This is a genomic window from Dysgonomonas gadei ATCC BAA-286 (genome assembly GCF_000213555.1).
GTDB lineage: Bacteria > Bacteroidota > Bacteroidia > Bacteroidales > Dysgonomonadaceae > Dysgonomonas > Dysgonomonas gadei.
The window spans coordinates 134023-152107 of sequence record NZ_GL891979.1 but is presented as its reverse complement, the minus strand read 5'-3'; the positions used below and the strand labels follow the sequence as shown (position 1 = coordinate 152107).

Annotated in this window: 11 protein-coding genes; 1 reads left to right on the top strand and 10 read right to left on the bottom strand. The window is 40.0% G+C overall.

Going from position 1 to position 18085, the window contains the following annotated elements; all coding sequences use genetic code 11:
• Positions 1–267 precede the first annotated feature (267 nt).
• Positions 268–2793: a Kelch repeat-containing protein gene (locus tag HMPREF9455_RS00610; protein WP_006797620.1), complete on the top strand. Its 2526-nt coding sequence runs from the start codon at positions 268–270 to the stop codon at positions 2791–2793.
• Positions 2794–3111: 318 nt separating this feature from the next.
• Here HMPREF9455_RS00610 and HMPREF9455_RS00605 read toward each other — a convergent pair whose 3' ends face one another.
• The 10 genes from HMPREF9455_RS00605 to HMPREF9455_RS00560 all read right to left on the bottom strand — a co-directional run bounded on the left by HMPREF9455_RS00605 (position 3112) and on the right by HMPREF9455_RS00560 (position 18082).
• Positions 3112–4542 carry a glycoside hydrolase family 125 protein gene (locus tag HMPREF9455_RS00605; protein ID WP_006797619.1) on the bottom strand — a complete coding sequence of 477 codons (1431 nt, stop codon included), beginning with the start codon at positions 4540–4542 and terminating at the stop codon, positions 3112–3114.
• 31 nt (positions 4543–4573) lie between these two features.
• Complete coding sequence (locus tag HMPREF9455_RS00600) at positions 4574–6835, bottom strand: GH92 family glycosyl hydrolase (protein ID WP_006797618.1); 2262 nt, start codon at positions 6833–6835, stop codon at positions 4574–4576.
• 22 nt (positions 6836–6857) lie between these two features.
• Positions 6858–9182 (bottom strand): GH92 family glycosyl hydrolase, encoded by a 2325-nt coding sequence (locus HMPREF9455_RS00595; RefSeq protein WP_006797617.1) that lies wholly within the window; start codon positions 9180–9182, stop codon positions 6858–6860.
• 7 nt (positions 9183–9189) lie between these two features.
• Complete coding sequence (locus tag HMPREF9455_RS00590) at positions 9190–10191, bottom strand: glycoside hydrolase family 130 protein (protein WP_006797616.1); 1002 nt, start codon at positions 10189–10191, stop codon at positions 9190–9192.
• Positions 10192–10217: 26 nt separating this feature from the next.
• Positions 10218–11519: an MFS transporter gene (locus HMPREF9455_RS00585; RefSeq protein WP_006797615.1), complete on the bottom strand. Its 1302-nt coding sequence runs from the start codon at positions 11517–11519 to the stop codon at positions 10218–10220.
• A gap of 238 nt (positions 11520–11757) precedes the next feature.
• Positions 11758–12747 (bottom strand): hypothetical protein, encoded by a 990-nt coding sequence (locus HMPREF9455_RS00580; protein ID WP_006797614.1) that lies wholly within the window; start codon positions 12745–12747, stop codon positions 11758–11760.
• Positions 12748–12782: 35 nt separating this feature from the next.
• Positions 12783–14204 (bottom strand): BT_3987 domain-containing protein, encoded by a 1422-nt coding sequence (locus HMPREF9455_RS00575; protein ID WP_006797613.1) that lies wholly within the window; start codon positions 14202–14204, stop codon positions 12783–12785.
• 29 nt (positions 14205–14233) lie between these two features.
• Positions 14234–15379, bottom strand: a complete 1146-nt coding sequence (locus HMPREF9455_RS00570; RefSeq protein WP_245532152.1) for a DUF1735 and LamG domain-containing protein — start codon at positions 15377–15379, stop codon at positions 14234–14236.
• Positions 15380–15393: 14 nt separating this feature from the next.
• Positions 15394–16431 (bottom strand): glycoside hydrolase family 18, encoded by a 1038-nt coding sequence (locus HMPREF9455_RS00565; protein ID WP_006797611.1) that lies wholly within the window; start codon positions 16429–16431, stop codon positions 15394–15396.
• 22 nt (positions 16432–16453) lie between these two features.
• The gene (locus tag HMPREF9455_RS00560; protein ID WP_006797610.1) at positions 16454–18082 is read right to left on the bottom strand and encodes a SusD/RagB family nutrient-binding outer membrane lipoprotein; all 1629 of its coding nucleotides are present in this window, start codon (positions 18080–18082) and stop codon (positions 16454–16456) included.
• Positions 18083–18085 lie beyond the last annotated feature (3 nt).

The following is an 18085-nucleotide window of genomic DNA, read 5'->3' as shown; positions in this document are numbered from 1 at the left end:
GATTAAAAAAATAAAGTATTAGATACAATGCGTTTTAGTTTTCAGTTTAGAATTAGCCGAAGTCAGCTACATAGTATTTTTGCGTCAAATATTATAGCTCAATGGTTAATTTTTGGGTTAAAAGTGGGTTATTAACCACAAAAAATCATTAACCTGCCTATTTTACACTTTCCATTTGTATAAGGCTATATTCAGTTCTTTCGATTTAAAGGATTTTTAATATCTTTATCGCTAAAATCAATTTCTGATTTCAGTTATTACATAGCCATGATAAAAATAATAGCAGTCGCAAAAACTTCTCTTTGCAAATATCTGTGTTATATATTCCTCATTTTAGGTTATTTAATTTCGCCTGAAACATTTTCTCAAGGGCTGAAATTTAGTGGCGGAGAAGTACCAATAGATAAACGCACATCGTATAATGTCTTTAGTAATAAAGCTGTCGAATTTTCACAATATTTTAATATTGAGTGTAATTTATCTCTTTATCCTGATACACAAATAGGATATATTATACGGATCAAGAATGAGAATAGCAATAAAATCTATAATCTGTTTTATGACGGTCAGGGTCAAAACCATATTTTCCGATTTAATGAAGAAGGAAAGAGTAGTCTCATAACTGCCGAGATAGACATGGATGAACTCCTCAATGTTCACTGGTTTAAAATGAAAATATTCTTTGACCTGAAAAATGATTCGATAAAGCTCACCATCCATAATCATACATTTGGTATAGGAAATGCGAATCTCCCTGATAAGTATTATCCTGTCATTGTCTTCGGTAAGAGTGATCACATTATTGATGTACCCTCTTTTGCTATTAAAGACCTGGCGGCGGGAAATCAGGAAATGTATTCTTTTCCATTAAAGGAGAACGAAGGTAATATTGTCCATGATTCGAATGGTAAGGCTTTAGGTGAAGTTTCAAATCCAAGATGGTTGATCAATGACTCGTACCATTGGTCATTTTTAGCATCATTTAAATCTAAAACCGTAGCCGGGGCTAATTATAATAGAGAAAAGAAAGAAATATATTATTTTAACCGGGATTCTATTTATATATATAATGTGAGATCTAGAAAGACAAGTATGAGGGCTTTCAGTAACAAATGCCCGGTACGGCTGGCTTTAGGGACAAATTTTATTAATACGGATAATAACAGACTATACGCATACGAAGTATACAACGAGAGAGTGCCGGAGGAGGTGACCATGGCGAGCGTAGATTTAACCAATCTTGAGAACTGGGAAACTGAATCTACAGACGAACTTCTGTCTCAGCTACATCATCATGATTCTTATTTAGATCCTTCCACTTCCCGGTATACAATATTCGGGGGATTCGGTAATATGCATTATAGTAAGAATTTTTATTCTTTCGATTTAAATTCCAGAAAATGGGAAATACTTGAAGATTTTAAAGGAGATACTATCTTTCCACGGTATTTCTCATCACTTGGATATCTGGAGAAAACAAATTCCATATATATATTCGGAGGTATGGGAAATGAATCCGGGGAACAAGTCGTAGGGCGGAAATATTTTTATGATCTGCATGAGATTAACCTGACCACAAACCGGGTTATAAAGCGCTGGGAAATACCATGGACTGAAGATAACGTGGTCCCTGTGAGGGGAATGGTAATACTCAATGATTCCTGTTTTTATACATTATGTTATCCGGAACATTTTTCCGACTCATACCTCAGGCTTTATCAGTTCTCACTGAAAGACGGGAGTTATAAGATTCTCGGTAATTCAATCCCAATACATTCGGACCGTATTACCACAAATGCCAATCTGTATTATGACAAGCAACTCAATTGCCTGTATGCCATTGTTCAGGAATTTGATGATGATATTGTTTCCGACCTGAAGGTTTATTCTCTTGCATTTCCGCCTATAACAGCTGAAGATCTGGTCAGTTATAATCATTATACTGAAAAAAGTGCAATACTTATAATCGTTATATCCTGTGTGGTAATTATAACTATTACCATTCTGTTTTTTAAGCGAAAATCTTATAAAAAAGTACACAATATAAAACATCAGCCCAATAATAAGAAAGCAGGACAAACAATCCTTCGGCCTAATTCGATTTACCTGTTCGGTGATTTTACTGTACGGGACAGATCGGGTAAGGATATAACCTACATGTTTTCGGTACGGCTGAAACAAATGTTTTGCCTGATTCTCCAATATAGTATGGAAGGTGGTATCACATCGCAGCGACTCAGCGATATATTATGGCCCGACAGACCCAAGGATAAGGTTAAAAACTCCAGAAATGTGACTATTAATCATTTACGCAAAGCTCTGGGAGAACTTGATGGTATTGAATTTATTCATGATAAAGGTTTTTTCAAAATCGTATTAGAGCAGGAATGCTATTGTGATTTTGTAAAGTGTTTTGATATCATTTCAGCAAATAAAATAGATGAGAACAGGGAAGAACTGATAGCCATATTAACACGTGGAAAGTTTTTGAAATCTTCGGATGAGGCCGTGTTTGATCCATTTAAAGTAGAAATGGAACAAAAGCTAGAGCCTGCATTGTTAAGAGAGGTAGAAAAAAGTTTCATAGCAGAAACCTATCAGGTAACGATCGACCTTACAGATATCTTATTCTCTATAGATCCATTGAATGACGAAGCGCTAGTCTACCAGACTAAAGCCTTACAGAAACTAAAAATGAATGACGAAGCCCGGATCAGATATCAAGCTTTTATTACGGAATATAAAAAGGCAATGGGTAGTGACTATCCACATCCTTATAAGAATTTAATTTAATTCAGCTATAGAGTATTTATTCAGGCGTAATGGATGTATGTTATTATATCTCAGATGTTAAAGGATTATAATTGAATATTGACATTAAATATCTTTCCAAGACTCATATTAACGTTCACTAACAGATCGCTTAAATGCTCTATAGTATTTCGTAAATAGAAAGAAGCATCCCTATTACAGAAATTATCCGGGATACCTCCGTTAGTACATGTATTATCAGGCAGGTATCTTCTTTCTTATTCTATATTTATTGTTTTAATACAAGATACATTTATATACAATAACCAATAATATATACAGAATATTTTCTTTGAATAATTAATCTATTGAGTTGAGAATATTAAGTTTTCCATCGTTAATAATTTTTATAATTAGTTCTCCGAAAAGCGTATTCTGCCAAGCGAACCATTCGCGGGTAAATTCATTAGGATCATCTTTATGGAACGATTCGTGTATAAATCCTTTTCCGGCATCTGTATTCAGGAGAGATTCTATACACATCTTAATTTCGAGGTCATCCCGAGAGGTGAAGGCTTTCATCATAATGCTCATGGGCCATATCATGTCATATCGTCCTATATGTGGACTACCGATTCCTTCCCCGGCTCTTCCTTTGAAAAAATATGGATTATCATCACTCCATATAAAACGGCGGGTATTCTGATAAACAGGATTATTGATATCTACATCGCCAAGATAGGGCATTGCCAACAGGCTTGGGACATTCGGATCATCCATAAGGCTATAATTTCCAAAACCATCTACTTCATACGCATATATCGGTCCATATTTCGGATGTTCATATACGGCATATTTTTCCAATGCAGTTTCAACTTCGTCAGCCAAGGCTTTACATTGCCCAGCCAGATCGCTATTCTTGTTTACAGATACAAGTATCTCGGCTGCTCTACGTAATGTTGTTACCGCCATAAAATTGGATGGAATAAGAAACTCATAAGATGTGGCATCGTCTGACGGACGAAAAGATGAAGCGATCAGTCCAACAGGTTTTACCGGATTTCCCCAACCCCGGTTGTTCTTAGTATCGAGCTGACGGTCGGTTATTCGTAAAAAGAAATATTCTCCAGGATCTTCTTTGCGCTGCTGTTCTTTCATTGTTTTCAATACATTTTCCATTGCCCTTATCCAAGTCTCACCGAAAATATCCGTATCTCCTGTGGTTTTCCAGTACTCATAGGCTAAGCGGATAGGATAACAGTGTGAGTCTATCTCCCATTTACGTTCGTAAACAAGAGGGTTTGCCGGTTCGTTAGTTACATCGCTTGCCCAACGGCTGTTTTTCACCGGACCATCGTTGAAAGCATTAGCATATGGATCTATAGTAAGGCAAATAAACTGGCGGTTGATAACCCCGGCAAGCATCTGTTTAAGTTTCGGGTCACGGTTGGCAAATTGTACATAAGGCCATACCTGAGCCCCCGAATCACGTAGCCACATAGCATGAATGTCGCCTGTATACACAAATGTGTCGGGTATACTGTCTGTCATCCGGAAATGAACTGTAGTCTCCAGTGTATTGGGAAAACAGTTCTCAAACATCCATCTCAACTTAGGATTGGTTAATAAATTTGTTATCCGGATTATTTCATCCTCTATCGCCTGTGATGTGAAAAACCTCTTTTCCAATGGTTTCCGTTGAGAAACATAATCAGATGAAATTTGAGCCTTTAATGAAAGAGCTCCTAATGTTGAAAACAATAAAAATAATATAAATAGTCTCGGGTTCATTTTGTCTGTTTATTTATAGTTAATTTCCCTGTTACTCAAACCATACAGCAGGTTTTGTACCCATTTCAAATTCCAGTTTTCCTCCATTCGATATGTCGGAAAAATTAATATATGGCAACCGATATGGCTTTCCATTAAGTTTCAAAGATTGAATATATTTATTTTCTGTTGAGTTATTATGGGCGATAATGGTAAACGATCTATCCTTTCCTACATTCAATATAGCCTCATCAACTATTGGCGACCCAAAATAATAACGACCACCGGCAGGTTCGACCTGATAAAATCCGAGAGCAGATAAGATATACCAAGCCGACATTTGACCTACATCCTCATTCCCAGATAATCCATCCGGTTGATTATGGTAAAGTTCCGCCAGTACCCGTCTTACTAAATCGGCTGTTTTCCATGGTTGTCCTGTCATTGTATATAGGTAAAGCACATGATGGCTAGGTTCGTTACCATGGGCATATTGTCCTATTAGTCCACTGATATCGGGGGATGCTTCTTCTCCCATATCCCCTTCGATGATAAACAAAGAATCGAGTTTCTGATGAAAATTCTCACGAGAGCCGAATAGTCCGGCAAGTCCCTCTATGTCGTGAGGTACCAGCCATGTATACTGCCATGCATTACCTTCGGTATAGTCGTCTTCCCTATGGGTAGAATGAATAGGATTGAATGGAGTACGCCATTTACCATCAGAAGAAAGTCCTCTTAAAAAATGACTTTGCGTATCAAAATAATACCGATATGCTTTGCTTCTGTTATTAAAGTATTGGTAGTCCATTTTCTTATCATTTTTTTGTGCCACCTGAGCTAAGGACCAGTCAGCCAATGCATATTCGAGACATGTCGCTACCGATTCATTGTATTTATCAAACGGGATATAACCATACTTTTTGTATAAGTCCAATCCCCGTTCATCCAACGTGGCCGATATCTTCATGGCGTCATATGCCAGATCGTGATCAAATCCGGTAAAATTCTTTAATATGGCATCTGCAACAACCGGAATAGCCGGATTGCCAACCATACAGTTAGTTTCGCATCCCATCAGATGCCAAACCGGAAGCTTGCCCTGTTGTTTATATATATGTAGCATCGTATTTATTATATCAGGCACTTTTTCAGGATGGATTATTGTCATCAATGGATGTGCCGCACGGTATGTATCCCACAACGAAAAGGTAGTATAATTGGTAAATCCGGCATCCCGATGAGATTTACCATCAGCTCCGCGGTAATCACCATTTACATCATTAAAAATCGACGGGGCAATCATTGTATGGTAAAACGCAGTATAAAATATCTTCTTTACATTCTCATCTTCGTTTTTTATCTTTATTTTCGACAATTCACCGTTCCATGTATTATAGGCATTTTGTTTTACTTGGTCGAAATCCCATGCAGGAAGTTCAGCCTTCATATTCAGCATTGCATTCTCGATACTTACCGGAGATAAAGCCACTTTAACAAAAAGTGGTTCTGAACCTATATTTCCATACATTGCTTCCCCATATACTTGCTTCGAGGTAAATGATTTATCTTCTTTCAGTACATTTTTATCATAGAGTTGGAATTTATTAAAAGGGCGGGAAAATTCCACAACAAAGTATATCCGCTGATCATTAGCCCAGCCTTTCGAATACCGGTATCCGGCAACGGTGCTATTATTTAATACTGTCAGGTTTCCTTCTACCGGGCTATCCCAGCATGTCCCGTTTTCCATATCTATGACAATACGGGCATTGTTGGTTCCCTCTTCAAAAGTATATTTGTGGAATCCCACTCTTTGAGTCGCTGTCAGCTCTACATTTACATTGTAGCGATCAAGGAATGTGGCGTAATAACCGGGAGCAAAACGTTCATTAGCATGACTGAAGTAAGACCACATTCCCGTATCATAACTATCGTGTGAGCCACGGTTATGATTTACTGTGCCTGTTGCAGGCATCAGTACGATATCACTCAGGTCTCCTATACCGGTGCCACTCAGATGCAAATGGCTGAATCCGATAACCGTTGTGTCGGATATATGATAACCGGATGTCCAGTCCCATGTTTGAGGAATACTTATCGGTCCCAATTGTACCAATCCGAAAGGGACATTCGCCCCCATAAAAACATGGCCGTGCCCGCCAGTGCCAATACGCTGATCAACATATTTTGCAAAATCATTTTCTTCAATGTGTTGATCTATATTTTTACAGGAAGAGGCAAGCACAGCCAAACCAAACAATACATAGCCTAATACTCCAAACTTCTTTATCTGAATATGATTTCCTTTCATTTTCTGATCTGATTTTTTTTATTTATTTTTCTTGCTTCAGGTTAAGAGTAATTTTCCCCGCATTTATGAGTTCCTGATGAGATATACGGTAATTTCCAAATGGTTTTCCTCCTACAGCTATATTCTTTATATATATAGCTGACTCATTATTGCGATTCGATTCTATAACCAGCTCTCCCTGCTTCCAATAGCGTTCGTCAAGCTTTATTGTTATCCTGTCAAACACAGGACTTGTCAGTGTATAAGAAGGCTCGCCTGGACAGTCCGGATAAAAACCCATCATACTAAACACCGCCCACGCAGACATGGTGCCGGCATCGTCATTTCCCGGAATCCCGTCAGGCTTAGTGGTATAGTGTTTATCTAACAGGCGACGCACATGACGTTGTGTGCGCCACTCCTCTCCTTTAAAATAACTGAAAAGATAAGGGTATGCAATGTCCGGCTCATTAGCAGGATCGTAATAACCTTTATCAAAGACCATTTCAAGTTTATCTATAAACTTTCTTTTTCCGCCCATAAGTTTTGCAAGCCCTTCTACATCATGCGGTACATAAAAAGTATAATTCCATGCGCTTCCTTCATGGAAGCCCGGATTTTCCTCAAAATTCATACCCTGATCAGGATTGAAAGGATATAAGAAAGTCTCATTCACAAGCTTAGGACGGAAAGTTCCATATTCGGATGAGTAATAGTTCTTGTAGCCTAAAGAACGTTCTCTGAAGAGGTCAGCATCTTCCTTTTTGTCAAGGGCTTCAGCCAAACGGGACAGCAAATGATCGGCTACATAATATTCCAAGGCATGGGATACCGAATTGTCAAACTCACTTCGTAGAGGAACATACCCTAACCGCATATAATCACTATTATCGGGGCGCATACGATTAAAATCTCCTTTTAATGATGCATAGTAAGAATCAGGTAGTGCCCCTCCTTTCCGTATTGTATCGGTAGAATAAGATATACCCTCCATAGTTGCCGATTTATAGAAGGCTTTATATGCTGTTTCAATATCAAAATCACGTAACCCTTTCAGCCACGTGTCTGTGATAACAGGAATTGAAGGGTCTCCTTCCATCGTCCAGGTCTCACGCCCGTATAGTTCCCATTTTGGCATCCACCCCCATTCTTTGTACATATCTATCATAGACCGTACCATATCCATCTGACGGTCAGGCCAGACAAGAGTCATCAGTTGGTGCAGGTTGCGGTAGGTATCCCAAAGAGAAAAAACCGTATAACGGGTATTATCAGTCTTCAGTATCTTATTACCCTCCATAGCGGGATATTCTCCATTCACATCGTTCAGCACATTCGGATGTATCAACGTATGATAAAGGGCTGTGTAAAAAACTGTCTTTTGTTCATCTGTCCCGCCTTCAACCAAAATTCGAGACAAATCATTATTCCATTTCTCTCTGGCTCCGGCATATATGGTATCAAAATTTTTATCTTTAGTCTCCTTATCAAGATTAAGCCGGGCATTTTCTATACTGACAAATGAAACACCTATTTGTACTTCTATTTGTTCTTCTTCCGGTAAATCGAAACTAAACCATGCACCGACATCATCTCCTGCAATATCCTTTTGGTATCCATCATATATTTTGTACCTCCCATGATCAGGGTCCCATTGGGCTTTAACTCCGTCCATCAGACGTTGTTTTTTCCATAATCCGCTTTGAGAAGGAGTTTTTGCAATACGCATCACAAAATAGACAGGAAAAACAGCTTGCGAATTATAGCAGAATGTACCCAACATTTTCATTCCTTCTACTTCGTCACTCCCATTGAAACGGACAAAAGCTCCTGATTCATTGGTTAGTCCCTGCCCCAGATTGAGTAATATATTCGCTTGCCCTTTTGGAAATGTATAACGGTGTACGCCCACACGGGTTGTAGATGTAACTTCTGTTAGAATATCATATTTTGTCAACCGATTGGAATAATATCCCGGTGTAGCTTCCTCCCTGATGTAGCGACTACCATAATGATGATAATCCACATCCAGTTCCCCCATTGTTGGCATTATCAATAATGACCCTAAGTCCGGACAGCCTACTCCACTCAGGTTTACATGTGAGTAGCCTGTAAAAAAAACATTGTTATATTCATACGGAGTCGACCACCAGCGTGTATCTTTATCGAATGCATTGTCTTTACTCCCCATTACATTGAAAGGTACAACGGACATCATTCCATTGGGAACAACAGCCCCGGGGTTGGTAGTACCGAAATTTGTTGTTCCAATGAAGGGATCGACCCAATCGACAGGCTGTTTTTCCTGTGGATATAAGGAAGCTGCGACAATGGTGAATATTATTATTAGAGTGACACGTCTTTTCATTACAATATTATAGAATATTTGTTTGTTTCGTAAATTCTATTATTCCGTCTATATAGCCAAATGCCAACCCGGTAACGGTATCAGCACATCCGTAATATACAGCAATGCGCCTGGTCTCGGAGTCGTGCAATGCTGCACAAGGGAATGTAACATTAGGCACATCGCCTGTCAATTCGTACAATTCCCGTGGAGCAATAAGGTATGCGCCGCTACGGGCGATTACTTTCCACGGCTCATCCTTATCCAATAATGCTGACCCAAAGCTGTAAACATAGCCGTTACACGAACGCAACACACCATGATATATCATCAGCCAGCCCTCTGATGTTTCGATAGGAATAGGACCGGCTCCTATTTTCATACACTGCCAGGCACTGTGTTCGAATGCGGCGGGTGACATAACATGCCTGTGACGTCCCCAGAACTCCATGTCGGGAGATTCACTGTAGAATATATCGCCGAAAGCTGTGTGCCCGTTATCGCTCGGACGGCTAAGCATGGCAAAACGTCCGTTTATCTTACGCGGAAACATTACCCCATTGCGGTTGAATGGTATAAAAGCATTCTCCAGTTGGTGAAATGTTTTGAAATCTTTCGTCCATGCACAACCAATAGTAGGCCCGTGATAGCCGTTACACCATGTCACATAATAACGGTCTTCGATCCAGACCACGCGAGGATCGTAGCCATAAACCCATTCACCAATCTCGACATCGGCTCCGGTAAATGCGATATCTTCTTCTTTAATGTCCCAATTGATCCCGTCTTTACTGAACCCGGCATGAAGCCTCATCCGGCGATTAGTATCATCGCAACGGAATACTCCGGCATAACCATCGCCGAAAGGCACAACGGCGCTATTGAAAATACTGTTCGACGTACTAAGGGCATCACGGCCAATAATCGGGTTGGCAGAATAACGCCACATCACATCTTTACATCCTGCCGGACGTTCTTCCCAAGGCATACCGGGTAAAGATTGACCTTCTATTTTTAATTCACTTGACATAATTGTATTATTATTTTATCGTAGATTTATTCTTCTGTTAATATTTCGCCCTCACTTTCCTTTCTATCCGGGTATTTAAACGGAATTATGCGGGAAATAACCAAAGCCGGTACCATTGCAACGGCTACAATCACAAAGAATTGCTTGTATCCCAACCAGTCGCTTAATATACCGCTGACCATCCCGGCACACATGTACCCAAGGTTCATTACTCCCGATGCAAAAGCATAATGCGCCATTTTGTGCGCTCCCGGTGCTACCTGTTGCATCATAAACAGAGTGAGGCCAACAAAACCAAAACCATAGCCAAAGTATTCACATATAACGGCCGAGCCTATGAGGAATATATTTGAAGGTTGGAATATGGCCAACAGCAAATAAATAAGGAATGGCAAATTAATAGCACAACAAAGTATGAATAATGTTTTTTGTAATCCTTTACGGGAGATGTAATACCCTGCAAGTATCGAACCCAGAATAAATGCCACCGTTCCGAATGTACCGTTTATAAGCCCTATCCGGCTTACTTCAAGGCCCAGACCTCCATTTTCTACAGGAGCTTTCAGAAAGAGTGGTAATATCTTAATAGCCAGACCTTCGGCCAGCCTGTATAATATGATAAATATGATATAATAAGCAATGTTCTTCTTCTGGAAGAATGTTACAAATACATTCTTAAAAGAATTCCATCCCTCTCTGACTGAATTAATTTTAGTTGCAGAAACTCCTCCGGACGGAAGCATACGACTATGCCACAAGCTCAGAAGAATCATTATGGCAGCAACTACTCCCATTATAAGCATCCACGCATTGACAACCCCCATTGTATTTTTCAGTGTTCCGGCAAGGAATACCAATCCTCCGTTAGCTACAACCTTTGCTATATTGAAGAAAGCACCCTGCCATCCGATATATTTAGCCTGAGTCTTTGTATCCAACTCTGTCATATATACCCCATCGGTAGCTATATCGTGTGTAGCCCCGCTAAATGCGATCATTCCCATCAGAGCAATGGTATAGGTAAAGAAATCGGGCAGAGGAAGACTCAGAGCTACCAAGGCAAAACAAAGCCCGGTGATCAGTTGGGTTCCGACCACAAAGTATTTCTTTGTTTTAAACATTTCCAGAAAAGGACTCCATAAAGGTTTCAAACTCCACGGAAGTATAACGAGCGATGTCCAGAAAGCAACTGTGGCGTCAGATATCCCCATTTCGGAAAACATGATTACCGACACAAGCTGTACCATAACGAACGGTAAGCCCATTCCAAAATAAACCGTAGGAACCCAAAACAGAGGAGATCCAGCCTTAGATATAGAATATTTCATGTCATTCAAATGAGTTTTAAAATAAAGCTATCGAACTCCTGATGTACAATACAAAATAGCGTTTATAGCAATTTATTATGTTTCCTTTTCAGATTGGTTAAGGTATAAGACCTACAGGCCACAAAAAACATTTCATGGATTCGATAGTTTTATTATCTAAAGGAAGCCGCACGGACAAAGGTTATCCTCCTTCGCCTGTGCGGCTCTTTATTGTTTATAATACTTTAGATTACCCTTTTTATATAGGTGAACAGAAGTATCCTGTATATAATTTCTCCTGCTCGTCATTTACGTATGAGAATACTCCCCAAATATTGACTCCATCGTTTTTGATGATTTTCATTGCGACAGGAGCACTGACAGAGCCGGTACTATAATAGTAATAATCAAACACAGCGTCTTCTTTGGTTCCTACATCCTTACCGCCCTTAAATTCCAGTTTATACCAATAATATGAATAGTAATCCCAGCCATATCTTTGCTTACCTTGGCTGGTTACTTCATTCAGATATGTATAATATGAGGAATCCGTTCTAGAACCGTTATAAAAATAACGTCGGGTATTGTCAAGCATGATAGTTTCCAACTCTGCATCCGTAAAAGGATTCATAGATGCCGTTACTGTAACCGCGATATCCTCCGACAACCCGGTACAGTCCGTTACTGTAACTATAGCTGTAAATTCTATTTTCTTGGAAACGGCAGTCATACTGATAACCCCTTCTTCATTCACACTGACTGTTACGGCTGGATTGTCTGATGCCACTTCGTATCCGCCGTTGCCTAACACTACATTAGCTGTCAGAGTCTTCGAATTACCCAATACGGTTGTCAAGTCAAAAGTTTCATGGCTTAGCTGGAGCTTATCGGTGGTGTACACACTAACCGGTACTTTACGATAGCGGTTATACTTATCAGAAACGATCAATGAGGTCTGCCCATTAGCAACTCCTTCTACTTTCACTACTCCGTCTACAGTCTCAGCCTTGGCTATATCTGCATTCAATATAAATGCATCGTATTCTCCTCCTCCTTCTTTTATATCCACAGTTATTTTATTTTCAGCGCCTACTTTTACCCTGATGGATTCCTGTCCAAGTGTAAATGTGGGAACTTCGGTTTCACCTCCGGGATTTATCGTTTCATCGTCGTCGCTGCATCCTGCAAACCCAATGGGTAACAACACGACTACGAGCAACATCTGTATTATTTTATTTATGGTTTTCATAATTCATTTTACATTTAAATGATTAGTACGGTTTCCTATCTCCAGTCTTTCGGATATTTAATACCATCGAATACCAGTTCATCGTCATAGAATGCTCTTGCCATTCTTTGCATTGCGGGTAGCTGTGATGAGTTAAAGTTGGAACGGTTAGGATCCATAGCAAAGATCATATGTGACAAATACCCATTGTCGCGCATTCTTTTCAGGTTGGTTTCGCTTGCTGTACGTCCTTGCGAAAACTCTTGTGAATACAGGCCCATATTAGCTTTAGGCATTCCTGGGAAATAAGAGGTTAAATCCGAAGAACCACCATAATCATGTAATGCATAATCAACAAATTCGCCGGAATTCATACCATCAATAGCGGGCAGGCCGTATGTTGTGCTATAAGCATAGGCAACCACCCATCGCTCGGGTTGTATTTTCTTTACCTCATAGCAGAGGCGTGCTGCCGGCTCCTTGCCTGGATATACAAATCCGGGAGTTATATTACTAGTCTCATATTTTGAATATTCATCATCTACAAAAATTCCATCCAGCTGGTAAGCATCACACATTGCTTTTACTTCCCTGGCAAACTCCTGAGCTGTTTCTTTACTCATATTTGCAATACCTGACCGGTCATGGTTCCCTAAAAGCCCTAATATAATCTTTATACCTCTTTCCTGTAATGGCTTCAGGTATTTCTCACGATTATCCAGAATGGCTTTTACATTTTCATTGTTGAAGATATATACCCGTCCGGTTTCTTCGTTATAGTTGATATTCGCAGAGAAAAGAATCAAAGCATCTACTAATGGTTTACCATTACTGGCTAATGTAAAGCTAAGATTGTTTAGCGGATTGGTATCATTAACCTCCATACAGCTGAATACTTTAACACCCGGGGCACCATCTATGTATTTGGTACAATCAGGAATTCCGGTCAGGTCTTTTACGAATATCATTCGGGTTTGATCGGCTTCCGCCAATTTAAAATCACCTGAGGTTACTTTCATTCGTAAAGGAATAACATAGCTTTTGTCGGTAGAAAGACTACCATCAGAAGTATATGATACTTTCATGGCTGCAGATTGCTCCGAATCTTTATTCAGATTAATGGTTCCACCATCAGCCAATGTTACTTTTGCCTGAGGAAAAGCCTCGTATGTAGTACCGTAGGTATTATTATATTCGGTAAGTACAGTTTCATCATAACTTACGGTTACTGTAGCTTCCGATACAAGTTTTGCTGTCGTCTTCAGTTGCAGGTACATATCGCCTGCATCGCGGAATTCTACATTGGATAACATCCGCTTCCCATTGTTGTCGCTAATGTAGCCCATTACAGAACCATCCCCTGTAGAATATCTGTTTTCATCGAGAGTTCCTACAGTAATATCTTCGGAGCAGGCTGTGAGCAGACCGCCTGCCAGTATAAAGGCTGCAATCCAATATTTAGATTTTAAATATTTCATAATTTCTTTCCTTAAAAGTTATAGAACTATTATTTAGGCAACGAGACCGACATCCATGTAATTGTCTTATTTGCAACTATGGTATTCTCATTACCTGTATGATCGGCTATTATCTGTCCGCTCCCTTCGTTGAACTTCCAGTATGCAGCTAAACCCGGACTGTCAGCCGCTACTACATAGAAATGATCTTTCCCTTGAATTTCATCTGCAGTAAGTACACGGTTCCACACTCGGCACTCGGATATAGTTCCTTCCATGTAACGATTGTCGTCATACGATTTTCCCACATAGAAACTTGATGTAGCCCAGTTTACGCTGTTCCGATAATTTGTTGTTTTAGTATCTCCTTTTTTGACACCATTGATATAAACATTCACAGCACCGTCGGCCGAATTGTAAGTGGCAGCGAGATGTACCCATACATTGGTCGGCAACTGCCAGGCTGCATCTGTAATATTTCCACTGGAAGTAGCTAACTGGAGCTGATTGTCAGGAAGTCCCGCATCACCAACACGGAAAAGAAAACTTCCTTCGATACCCATCACTGTACTAATTAGTTTACCAAACTTATTTATATATAACAATGCTTCTATGGATACTTCATTCATACCTTTCAGGGAAGAAGTCCCCGGATTCTGTAGCGAAAGGTAATTTTCTGTAATATCGGCTACAGTATTAATCAGGGCAGCACCTCTAATTACAAAGTAAGTATTACGGGCGCTTTTCAGGAATTCAATATTTGAGTTAGCTACGGTTATTGGTAATACATAAACTAAATCACGATCTAAGCCGGAAAGATTTTTGAAACTTATTTCCACATCATTACCTTTCACCGTACCAGCTGCGATGGTGGATACTGCCTCTGTAAGTTCATAATATTCACCAGGAAGGATAATGGCATTATCTACATATGTCATATTATATTGGCTCACCAAAGACTCATCCACTTTATAGGTCACCACAATATCAGATCCTTCAGGCTTGGCAATAGAAGTCTGAATGGTTCTGCTCTCTGTTTCATTAGTTCCCATCAGCAGTATAGAACCAACTTTCTCCGAAGTGGTGAAAGCTTTATTATCATAATTTTCCGCATCGTCTCCGCAGGATGTCAACGCACCGCAAGCCAAGAACGCTACAAAAAATGAAAGTACTAAATTATTGATTCTGTTTTTCATAATCATTTCTTCTTTTATTTTACGGATGGATTAACGCTCGAAATAATTTTTCTCAGATAGTAATAATCCTTTACAGTGGTATGGTAATCGGTAGATACATTGTAAACACCCACAGCATTTACTTTTATTCCTCCGTGCGAAACCGGTGCCCAATCGGCGAGTCCTTCCATCGTCACTGTTCCGTCAGCAAAATATCCAATAGTTTTGTTCGGATCATTCAGGTCAATAGCCATTACGACCATTCCAAAGCGATCTTTTGCAATATTATCTATGTTGGCAAGTAGCAATGTATAAGTCAATTCATCCTTTGCTGTCGCCGTTTTTCCTGAAATAAGGATAGACAGGCAATCATCGAGTAATGAAGAATCTATCAGGTTTTGAGGCTTTCCTTCGTATATTGTTATTTTCCCCGGATTACGTCTTTTCCAATCCCTCATAATATTGATGAAAGCAGTTTCGTTTTCGATATATTGTTTCAATTCATCAGGACGCATATGAATCCGTGATTTTCCGGCATAACCGACACAAATACCATCATAGTTGTATTTATTCACCAGACTGAGCGAATATTCCAAAGAATCGGTCAGAAAGTCAAGAAATTCCAATGCAACAGGTTCTTCTTCGGTGGCTAATTCAAGCTTGGCGTTATATGCGGCTTTGATTGTTTCAAAGTCTATCGTGTAGATAACCTTTGTTCCCTTCTCGCTACGCACTTTGTTTATATCTTCCAACTCCCAGCTGGCGAGTTTGTCGGGATGCATAAGCCCAATTATGTCTACGCTGTCGGGAAGGTCGGTGATGTGATGTGCCCGGCTGTAAGGTTTCTTTTCACTGTTATCAACCCAGGCATATACCAAAACATGATCTGATTCTTTATACTCTCTCAGGTTTTCCAGGTATTGGGCATAAAGCTCCGGGTTCTCTTCTGCTACATCCGCCTTATTGAGATCGATTGTTTCTACCTCTGTCCAATCATCGCAGGATACCATCAGTATGGCTGCCAGTATGGATAACAGCATTAGAGAAATATTACTTTTCTTATATTTTTTCATAATTATTCTTAGTTAAAACGGATTATTTACCAGGTTTGCAATCCCACCATACACGGGTAGCCATAGAATCTCCCTTTTTGTTGTTCGATTCCTTTGTCAACAAGCTAACCGCAGCTTCTACATTTTCCCTGTTTTCCCGATACTCATTCGTAGGATAAGCCAGACGGGCTATCCCTTCAGCATCATTGACGATTCCTCCGCTCAGGTTGACTGCCATCGGCATCAACTTAGGATATCCTGTACGGCGGTATTCCGACCAGGCTTCCATACAATTAGGGAATATAGCTATCCACTTTTGGGTAATTATTTTCTCCAGTTTTGTCTCAAAATCAAAGCTCTCATCCCATGCAACAGTCACATTGGACACTATAGAGCCGGAATAATCATAGATTTGTCCGGATTTTCTGGCTAGAGGGTCTCTGTATGCTGTTACTTTTCCCGTAGCATTTGCGATATAAGCATCTACCCCTGTAGCATTCCGTTCAGCGAACGACATACGGATACCTTCCTCGTAGAGAGCCTGTGCAGTACCTCCCATATTCCATCCTCGAAGAGCACCTTCAGCACGCAAAAAAGTGGCTTCTGATGCCGGAAAAACGAGGATATCATCTTCAGTGGTAACATTCATGCAAGAATAGCCATGAGACCATGAATTAAATTCTCCCTGTCTGATACCACGACGTAAACCTACATAGTCTTCCGCATCAGTGTAACCTCCATTCGAAGTCGTACCAAAGGTCGACTTGTTATAATATACCGTACGACGAGGATCGTTAAATCCATTCATGTAGCAAACCAAATCGGCGGAAATACGGGCATCAGACCAGTTAGGCATGAAGCGTTCCCACGGATTATGATCGGCTACTTTGCGGAAAGCACCATCAGTAGATACTGTCATTACACCCAATTCAGAATTTACAGCTTCTTCTGCTTTTGTTTTTGCCAAGGCTGCATCAGCGTACACGATACGCATAGCCATACGAAGTTTCAGCGAATTCGCAAACTTTGCCCAGGAAGCGATATTACCTCCAAAGATGCGGTCTGCTCCTGCATTGAACTGTTGGGTGGACAATCTGGTGAGTACTGTAATGGTATTATCCAGGTCTTCGAACATTTTCGTATATATGTCTTTTTGCGAATCGTAAGGAGACTTAATAGCATTGTCGACACCCACTTTTGAGTAAGGGATAGGGCCGTAAGTATCAGTTACGCGAAGCATTACAGCAATGCGATACAATTCGGCCAATGAAAGAAAAAGTTCATCTTCGCTCTGGTTTACTAACTGAAAATAATCAGGATAGAACTTTTCATAGAAATCTCCAAAAGGAACTCTCGACCAGTTTTCCGATGGGTTGTAAGTCGCAAAACGTCCTGACCAGCCGGTACCCAGATTAGAATCGGCTATATATCCGGAAAATCCACCTGGCATCAGACAGTCTACATATTGAGAGAAATTCTCATTCTCGGGCATCATCACATCCTGCATATTCAATACAAGTGCTCTGACTAAGTACCCGTCTGCCATCATATCGTCAACATCCGGTTCGTAAGGATTCTTATTATAATCTTCGAAATTCGATGTGCAAGCGGCTATACCAAAAAGGATTGCGCCGATCATGATAAACTTTGCTATGGTTTTATGTAATTCCATACT